Below are 318 nucleotides of genomic sequence, written 5' to 3'. Positions count from 1 at the left end.
GGCAGAGACAACTAAACCGGCTATACTTTTATAGTGGGCCCGAATAAAGCAGAACCGGCTAGCACCGGTGAAGGAAGAGGTAAGTTATGAATGGTTTACAGGCATACCAACGGGTAAACACTCAGACCAGCATCACTGATGCGGATCCGCACAAGCTCATTCACCTTCTTTACAGTGGTGCTTTGGAGCGGATCAATATGGCAAAGGCCCGCATGCAGGCCAAAGATTACGAGGGCAAGGGCAAGCTGATCTCGATAGCCATCGAAATCATCGGCGGCCTTCGCAGCTTCCTGGATTTCGAAAAAGGCGGGGACCTGG

General features: G+C 51.6%; 1 protein-coding gene. It reads left to right on the top strand.

What is annotated here, in order from left to right; genetic code table 11:
- Positions 1–86: 86 nt before the first annotated feature.
- Positions 87–318, top strand: a 232-nt coding sequence (locus tag E5Q11_RS17460) for a flagellar export chaperone FliS (protein ID WP_210426341.1), incomplete at its 3' end; no start/stop codon positions are given.

The sequence above is a fragment of the Marinobacter confluentis genome, assembly GCF_004785685.1.
Lineage (GTDB): Bacteria > Pseudomonadota > Gammaproteobacteria > Pseudomonadales > Oleiphilaceae > Marinobacter > Marinobacter confluentis.
The sequence above is the reverse complement of the archived record's forward strand: the minus strand, read 5'-3'. Positions and strand labels throughout refer to the sequence as shown.